This window comes from Bacillus sp. LR_5, assembly GCF_042709275.1.
In genome coordinates this window covers 1-6,781 of record NZ_JAVAXX010000317.1, presented here as the reverse complement: position 1 = coordinate 6,781, position 6,781 = coordinate 1, and the positions used below count along the sequence as shown (strand labels likewise).

General features: G+C 43.0%; 10 protein-coding genes, 1 pseudogene and 1 riboswitch. Of the genes and pseudogenes, 10 read left to right on the top strand and 1 reads right to left on the bottom strand.

Features of this window, described 5'->3' with window-relative positions; all coding sequences use genetic code 11:
* Positions 1–147 precede the first annotated feature (147 nt).
* The 7 genes from ykoG (at position 148) to mgtE (ending at position 5,569) form a co-directional block, all read left to right on the top strand.
* Positions 148–834, top strand: a complete 687-nt coding sequence (gene ykoG, locus RAC86_RS33110; protein ID WP_014113546.1) for a two-component system response regulator YkoG — start codon at positions 148–150, stop codon at positions 832–834.
* Positions 835–837: 3 nt separating this feature from the next.
* Complete coding sequence (gene ykoH / locus RAC86_RS33105; protein ID WP_072566172.1) at positions 838–2,202, top strand: two-component system sensor histidine kinase YkoH; 1,365 nt, start codon at positions 838–840, stop codon at positions 2,200–2,202.
* Positions 2,199–2,879 (top strand): PepSY domain-containing protein, encoded by a 681-nt coding sequence (locus RAC86_RS33100; protein WP_061187332.1) that lies wholly within the window; start codon positions 2,199–2,201, stop codon positions 2,877–2,879. Before ykoH ends, RAC86_RS33100 begins: the two co-directional genes overlap by 4 nt.
* Positions 2,880–2,970: 91 nt before the next feature.
* Positions 2,971–3,486, top strand: a complete 516-nt coding sequence (locus tag RAC86_RS33095; RefSeq protein ID WP_061187333.1) for a PepSY domain-containing protein — start codon at positions 2,971–2,973, stop codon at positions 3,484–3,486.
* Between the two features lie 83 nt (positions 3,487–3,569).
* Positions 3,570–3,707 (top strand): transcriptional regulator SplA domain-containing protein, encoded by a 138-nt coding sequence (locus RAC86_RS33090; protein WP_003218541.1) that lies wholly within the window; start codon positions 3,570–3,572, stop codon positions 3,705–3,707.
* A gap of 107 nt (positions 3,708–3,814) precedes the next feature.
* Positions 3,815–3,982: riboswitch (M-box (ykoK) riboswitch) on the top strand.
* Between the two features lie 91 nt (positions 3,983–4,073).
* The gene (locus RAC86_RS33085; RefSeq protein WP_014113549.1) at positions 4,074–4,196 is read left to right on the top strand and encodes a hypothetical protein; all 123 of its coding nucleotides are present in this window, start codon (positions 4,074–4,076) and stop codon (positions 4,194–4,196) included.
* A gap of 17 nt (positions 4,197–4,213) precedes the next feature.
* Complete coding sequence (mgtE, locus tag RAC86_RS33080; RefSeq protein WP_061187334.1) at positions 4,214–5,569, top strand: magnesium transporter; 1,356 nt, start codon at positions 4,214–4,216, stop codon at positions 5,567–5,569.
* Between the two features lie 42 nt (positions 5,570–5,611).
* Here the strand turns inward: mgtE and RAC86_RS33075 are convergent, their stop codons facing one another.
* Complete coding sequence (locus tag RAC86_RS33075; protein ID WP_003218544.1) at positions 5,612–5,944, bottom strand: MerR family transcriptional regulator; 333 nt, start codon at positions 5,942–5,944, stop codon at positions 5,612–5,614.
* Between the two features lie 193 nt (positions 5,945–6,137).
* On the opposite strand from RAC86_RS33075, the gene RAC86_RS33070 reads away from it, so the two are divergent.
* From RAC86_RS33070 to RAC86_RS33060, 3 genes and pseudogenes are all read left to right on the top strand, one after another.
* Complete coding sequence (locus tag RAC86_RS33070) at positions 6,138–6,293, top strand: hypothetical protein (RefSeq protein ID WP_003218545.1); 156 nt, start codon at positions 6,138–6,140, stop codon at positions 6,291–6,293.
* Positions 6,294–6,380: 87 nt separating this feature from the next.
* Positions 6,381–6,563, top strand: a complete 183-nt coding sequence (ykoL, locus tag RAC86_RS33065; RefSeq protein ID WP_014113552.1) for a stress response protein YkoL — start codon at positions 6,381–6,383, stop codon at positions 6,561–6,563.
* A 132-nt stretch (positions 6,564–6,695) separates the two neighbouring features.
* A pseudogene (locus tag RAC86_RS33060) lies at positions 6,696–6,781 on the top strand (MarR family winged helix-turn-helix transcriptional regulator); the annotation flags it as partial.

Genomic DNA, 6,781 nt, shown 5'->3' with positions numbered 1-6,781 from the left:
GTTTGCGCGCTTTATCTCAGCCAAAACAGCACCCCTAGTGCTTTCCGTATACAATTTTTTATTTTGACATCATAATAGATGATAAGACTCATTTTGTAAACAATGAAATCATTTTTTTCATATAGGGACAGGAGAGGATGATCAAATTTGGAAAAAGGGCACATATTAATTGTGGAAGATGAAGAGAAAATTGCCAGGGTGCTCCAGCTTGAATTGGAATATGAAGGATATAGCGTCACTATTAAACACGATGGCACAGAAGGACTGAATGCGGCCGCGGAAGGCGGGTATTCCTTAGTGCTTCTTGATGTCATGCTTCCGGGACTTAGCGGCCTGGAAGTGCTGCGCCGCTTGAGAAAAACGGATCAGCAGACACCGGTCATTTTATTAACGGCACGCGACAGTATCCCTGATAAGGTAACAGGGCTGGACATCGGTGCGAATGATTATGTCACCAAGCCGTTTGAAATCGAGGAATTGCTTGCGAGAATCAGGGCGGCGCTGCGCCAAAATGGAACAAAAACAGAAGATATCGGCACCTTTCTTACATATGACGACTTGCGGGTGAACGAAAAAACCCGTGAAGTGAGACGCGGAGACAAAGAGGTGGAATTAACGCCCCGGGAATTTGATTTGCTCGTGTATATGCTGAAGCATCCGCAGCAAGTGCTGACACGGGAGCAGATTCTAAACTCGGTATGGGGATTTGATTATATCGGTGATACAAATGTCGTGGACGTCTACATCAGATACATTAGAAAAAAACTGGACTATCCTTACGAAAAACAGCTGATACATACCGTTCGCGGGGTCGGCTATGCCATTAAGGGGTAAACGATGAAGCTGAAGACCAAGATTCATCTGTACACATCAATATCGCTGTTGATTTTATTAATTTTGGTCCATACCGCAGTCTATCTCATTTTTTCGTCCGCGCTGACCTCAAAGGATGCGGCCCGGCTTGCAGATGAGACGGATAACATTGCCGAAGCGCTGCATGCTGCTGAAACAGAAGGAGTGGCTTTGCAGGACATGCTGCAGGCCTATCTTCCAGCAAACGGCATGGTTCGTGTAGTGAATGGTGACCAAAAAGCCGTCATGACCATGACAAAAGAAAAAGGGTATAAAGATTTTCCACTCTCTTTTCACAGCGGGGAAACGGCAGATGTAAGGAAACATGACGGCAAACTGTTTGCTGAAGCTGCTGTTCCGGTTATTTGGACCGATGGGCAAGTGGTATCTCTTCAGCTGGTTGAAAGGCTGGAGAACACAGAAGAGAGTCTGTTTCTGCTGAAAATCATTTTAATCGCTGCAAGTGCTGCTGTTTGTATCGCTTCTTTTTTTGCCGGCAGCTTGCTGGCCCGCCATATCATCAATCCGATCAGACGATTAATGATGACGATGAAAGACATACAGCGGGAGAAAGCATTCAAAACGATTTCCTTGGAAGGACAGTCGCACGACGAGTTATATCAGATGGGGCTGACATTTAATGAGATGGCGATGATGCTGAAAGAGCATTACGATAAACAGCAGCAGTTCGTTCAAGATGCTTCACATGAATTGAAAACTCCGCTCACGATTATAGAAAGCTACAGCAGCCTGATGAAGCGGTGGGGGGCAAAAAAGCCGGAAGTGCTTGAGGAATCGATAGAAGCCATTCACTCAGAAGCGGTGCATATGAAAAAATTGACCAATCAGCTTCTGGCGCTGGCCAAAAGCCATAAAGGATTTGAGCTTGACCTGAAAACAATCGATCTGGTTAAAGTATCGCGCGCCGTCATGCAAACGCTCCAGCCCGCCTATCAGCGTGACATTTTGCTTGAAACAGATAAGGAGAGCCTGCTTGTAAAAGCTGATGAAGAACGGATCAAGCAGCTGCTGACCATTTTGCTTGATAATGCCATAAAGTATAGTGAAAAAGCCATTGTGATGTCAGCCGGAACGAGGAATGGACGGCCGTTTCTGTCTGTGAGAGATGAAGGCATCGGAATACCTGAGGAGCATATCCCGCACCTGTTCGAACGGTTCTACCGGGCGGATGAGGCACGAAACAGAAAAACAGGCGGGACGGGTTTAGGCCTTTCCATTGCCAAGCAAATCGCCGATGAACACGGCATTGAGCTGTCTGTCAAAAGCAAGCCGGGACAAGGAACAGCTGTCACCATACAATTCAGAGAACAGAATGGGGGAGGCCGATGAACAAAACAATCAAAGTAGCATCTGCTGCTGCAGCAGCGGTTTTAGCCGTCATCATCTGTGCGTTTCTCATCATTCGGCAAACCCATGAGGATGTACTGTCAAAGGAGGCTGTCGTAAAAAAAGTCGAAGCCTCTTATGAAGGTGAGGTCACGAAAGTAACACAATCAAAGGATAAAAAAACATATGATATGACCCTTGAAAATCCAAAGGGAACTTATTTTATAAAAACTGACGCAAAATCGGCTGACATTCTTTCGATGAACAGAGTAAAAGCGTTGAATCCATCTGCCATGACAGAAAACGAAGCCGAGCATCTCGCGCTTGAACGGGTGCCGGGAACCGTCAAAAAACAAACACAACAGAATCGTGTTGCCACATATACCATTCAAAAAGAAGATGGAGAAACATACGAAGTGAAGGTAGACATGCAGGCAAAAGCAGTCGTGTCTGCCGATCGAATCATCGGTGAAGATCAACCAAAAACACCGATTACGAAAAAAGAAGCCAAAACAATTGCTGAGCGAGAAACGGGCGGGACAGCGGATGACGCAGATCTCGAAAAAAGTGAGGGCACTCTCATCTTTGAAGTGGATGTTGATCTTCCGGATGATAAAGAAGCGACTGTGAAAATAAATGCCTACACGGGAAAGGTTGCAAACATTGTGTATGAAGACTGATGATTTCTCATCAAATTCTCATCTTTCTCTCGTTTTCCTTTCATGTTGAGTGTGTAAACTGTACTCATACAAAACAAAGGAGGAATCACATATGCTTAAGAAAAGATGGATGGTTGGTCTTTTAGCAGGGTGTTTAGCGGCTGGCGGATTCAGCTACAACGCGTTTGCAAAAGAAAACAATGAAAACACACAGCCTGCTTCTTCAAAGACTGATGCACTCACTGAACAGGAAGCGAAATCAATAGCCAAAACGGTTGTTGACGGAACAGTGGACGACATCGACAGAGACATTTACAACGGCAAAGAAGTCTATGAAGTGGAGATCGAAAAAGACGGTGAAGACTACGACGTTTATGTAGATATCAATACAAAACAAGCGCTCAATGACCCGTTAAAGGAGAAAGCAGAACAAGTCGTCATCACAAAAGAAGAAGCTGAAAAAATTGCCTTAAAGCAAACAAATGGTACCGTAACAGAAAGCAAGCTTGACGAAGACGACGGCGCTTACACCTACGAAATTGAGATCCAAACGAAGCAAGGAACCGAGGAAGAATTTGACATATCCGCAAAGGATGGACGTATCATCAAGCAAGAGATAGACGACTAATCAAAACCCCGCTGCTGCGGGGTTTTTTCATGATAAGAAACCTTCTTTTGGACAATCTAAGTAGAAAAGGAGGCGAAAAACGCATGGAAAAGAAAGAGGAGCAATACATCAATCAGGCTGAATATGTCCCTCATCCGACGAAGGAAGGAGAGTACGCTTTATTTCTTCATGAAACATATCATTTGCTCTCTGAAGATGATGAGACGCAAACAACAGAATAAGGGCTTAGGCCCTTGTTTTGTTCCGTAATTGTGATGAAAGCGCATTAATTACTTTTTTGAGTTGACACAGCTTGTTTTTTTCTGTAATCTCAGTGTGTCAATTCAATTAGGAACTTCGTTAGGTGAGGCTCCTGTATGGAGATACGCTGCTGCCCAAAAATGTCCAAAGACGCCAATGGGTCAACAGAAATCATCGACATAAGGTGATTTTTAACGCAGCTGGATGATTAGATCCTATGCCATACAGTGCTAAAGCTCTACGATTGAAGGCGCCCGCACGCTTTTTTTGCCGTGCTTCTTTCTCCTTCAATCCCGAAGGCTTTTTTTATGCCTTTAAAACGAAACTTATCAAAGGAGGTGCGGAGTATGGATTCTCCCCATTCGAGTCAATCTGAAGAAGTACCCATATACTATGACAGCAAGGCAATTGATTACACGATGAGGAGACGATCTGCCGCACCTTCAGGCGAGGCCGGCACGTCTCCGTAGAGGAGGTACGAGTCCCGATGGTTCAAAACATGACCTATGACGAACTCATTTTACGCATCATTATTTTATTGCGAGACGGGAAAATTAAGGATTTCAGAAGCGTTATTGATGAGCTTCAGCCCTATGATATGGCATTTATTTTTAAGGAAATGCCGGAAAAACACCGCGCCCGCTATTTATCTTATTTAACTGTAGATGATATCACTGATATGATAGGGGAGCTGGAACGCGAATATCAGCTTGCCGTCTTAAATAAAGTTGGAAAAACAAAAGCAACACTGGCGATGAACAAAATGGACAACGATGACCTCGCTCAATTGCTAGAAGAAATGGACGAGGAACTGAAGGAACAGCTTTTGTCCAGCATGGAAGCGTCAGAGTCAAAAGCTGTACAGCTTTTGATGAATTATCCGGCTGACTCAGCGGGACGCATGATGACAAACCGGTATGTATGGATTCCTCAGCATTATACGGTAAAAGACGCGGTCGTCAAACTGAAAAGCTTTGCTGAAATAGCTGAATCGATCAACTACTTATACGTCATTAATGAAAGCAAACAGCTGGTTGGCGTACTTTCCTACCGCGATTTGATTCTGGGCGAGCCTGAAGAAAAGGTGCAGGATTTAATGTTTACCCGCGTCATATCAGCAGACGCTCTTCAGGATCAGGAGGAGGTTGCCCGCCTGATTGAACGTTACGATTTCTTGGCCATCCCGGTTGTGGAAGAAAACAACGTGCTTGTCGGTATTGTAACGGTCGATGATATTATCGACGTCGTCATTCGGGAAGCTGATGAGGATTACGAAAAATTTGCCGCTTCAGGTAAAGACATCACCTTTGACACAAAGGCTTACGTGGCGGCATACCGGCGCCTGCCATGGCTGATTTTACTCTTGTTTATCGGACTGATTTCAGGAAGCATTATCAGTTACTTTGAAGATGCGCTGCAGCAGGTTGTCGCGCTGGCGTTTTTCATGCCGATGGTGTCAGGGATGACAGGAAATACGGGAACACAATCCCTCGCAGTTGTCATCAGAGGTTTGTCTAAAGAAGAAATGAACAAAAAAACGATTGTACGCCTGATCTTCCGGGAGTTCAGAACAAGTATTTATATCGGAGCGGTTTGTTCTGTGCTGATTGCGATTGTCTCTATCTTATGGCAAGGAAACGCACTGCTGGGATTTGTTGTCGCCTCTTCACTGTTCTTCACTTTAATTATCGGCACGATGTCAGGAACGGTTATCCCTATTATTTTGCATAAGCTGAAAGTAGACCCGGCGATCGCTTCAGGGCCGCTGATTACAACGTTAAACGATATTTTGTCTTTATTAATTTACTTTGGCATTGCCACTGCATTCATACACTCATTATAAATGATAAAAGTCCGTCTCAATAGCGAGTCGGACTTTTATCATTTAACGGTTTTTGTACCGAAAGTGAGCATTAAGCTGCCCCTCCAGCATTTTTTTCCGCACTTGCGGATCGTTTTTTAACATTTGCTCTTTTTTGCGCATATCCTTTAAAATCTCTGCCGTCTGTACGCCGTCTTCACGCTTATTGGCAATATCCATCAGCCGCTCCACATCGGCAAAAGAATATTTTCTCGTTCCCCTTGAAGAACGCTGCGGATAAATGAGCTTTCGTTCCTCATAATACCTGATCTGTCTTACGGACAATCCTGTCAATTCACTCACAATCCCGATTGAAATCACTTTTTTGTCTTTATAAGAATGATCTTCTGTGGCCATTTTTCCACCCCTGGATGTCTTTTGATAATAGTATATAAAAAACAAAGCGAAAAAACCTGACGCTTGTCATATTTTCTAACATCAAATAGAAGATTTTTGAAAAAACACGGAAGAAAAATTAACAAGAATAATGCGTAACACACAATCGCGTTTTATCCTTTATGTAACGAATAACTGAGGAGGAAGGATAATCATGGAGGAAGAAAAAGCGGTCTCGCTGGCAAAAGAAATTATAGAGTTGGATATCAAGCGTGATGAAATGCTGGAGACGTTTATGCAGCTTGCCGGAGAACATGCTTTTCAATTATTAAGATCGGTTCAAAACGGACTTTACCGAAAATCTTCGTAGACATAAATTCTTTACATTAGATTCATACCACGTTCATTTAAAAAGAGTATCTTGTGTATAGGATACCTCAAAATGAAGGAGGACGCTATGAGTAATTTATTGAAATCCGCTTTAGAAAAAGAACGACGCCATTATTCTGAAAAACTCTGTCAAATTGGAGTTTATAATAAAGAAGTCATGAACAAAATGACGATTTCTGAGCTTCGGAAGGAATATGCTTATTTCTTTCGAAGCATTCAAAATCACAAAAAATATCCTTATACAAGATAATGTATAAGGATTTTTTTGCTTTCAGAAGGAATTTCTCGAATTATAGCGAATACGTATAGTAAGGGACTGAACTCTTATTATATGTAAGGGTTTTCATTATTTTTTTATAAAAATCCTATATACGAGGTAGATATGATGAGATTATCGTTTAACGAAGAAGAAGTTGAGCGTGCGATGAATTTGTACAGAGTTTTTGCAAGGGCTTTCAAAAGTGTGTC

What these genes read in the sequence shown, in the direction of transcription:
- ykoH (WP_072566172.1), top strand. Translation starts at nt 838, where the DNA reads ATGAAGCTGAAGACCAAGATTCATCTGTACACATCAATATCGCTGTTG.
- RAC86_RS33100 (WP_061187332.1), top strand. Translation starts at nt 2,199, where the DNA reads ATGAACAAAACAATCAAAGTAGCATCTGCTGCTGCAGCAGCGGTTTTA.
- RAC86_RS33095 (WP_061187333.1), top strand. Translation starts at nt 2,971, where the DNA reads ATGCTTAAGAAAAGATGGATGGTTGGTCTTTTAGCAGGGTGTTTAGCG.
- RAC86_RS33090 (WP_003218541.1), top strand. Translation starts at nt 3,570, where the DNA reads ATGGAAAAGAAAGAGGAGCAATACATCAATCAGGCTGAATATGTCCCT.
- RAC86_RS33085 (WP_014113549.1), top strand. Translation starts at nt 4,074, where the DNA reads ATGGATTCTCCCCATTCGAGTCAATCTGAAGAAGTACCCATATACTAT.
- mgtE (WP_061187334.1), top strand. Translation starts at nt 4,214, where the DNA reads ATGGTTCAAAACATGACCTATGACGAACTCATTTTACGCATCATTATT.
- RAC86_RS33075 (WP_003218544.1), bottom strand. Translation starts at nt 5,944, where the DNA reads ATGGCCACAGAAGATCATTCTTATAAAGACAAAAAAGTGATTTCAATC.
- RAC86_RS33070 (WP_003218545.1), top strand. Translation starts at nt 6,138, where the DNA reads ATGGAGGAAGAAAAAGCGGTCTCGCTGGCAAAAGAAATTATAGAGTTG.
- ykoL (WP_014113552.1), top strand. Translation starts at nt 6,381, where the DNA reads ATGAGTAATTTATTGAAATCCGCTTTAGAAAAAGAACGACGCCATTAT.